Here is a 255-nt window from a genome sequence, read left to right on the forward strand (position 1 = left end):
GCTAATATTGATTCCGGACAGATTATCACCAGAAGCGTTTCCGGAGTAATATCGTCAATATATGAGGCAGGAATGGAAAGAAGAAACATACCGAATAGTTTTAGTTTTATAGATGGTGAAGGCATCGTAAGGAATGAAAGTATGTATATGATGAATAAATCCGACAGACATTTATTTTGTGAAGGGAAAAAAATTGCTATTTTTTACGCGTATGACGAATTAAAAATATCAAAACAAAAAAAAGGAGACGTAATT

At 32.5% G+C, this 255-nt stretch carries 1 pseudogene; it reads left to right on the plus strand.

The features are described 5' to 3' along the window. Nucleotides 1–255: pseudogene (locus ACTHTJ_RS11040) on the plus strand (hypothetical protein); the annotation flags it as partial.

This window comes from Neisseria sp. P0018.S001 (assembly GCF_051957355.1).
Taxonomy (GTDB): Bacteria; Pseudomonadota; Gammaproteobacteria; order Burkholderiales; family Neisseriaceae; genus Neisseria; species Neisseria subflava_A.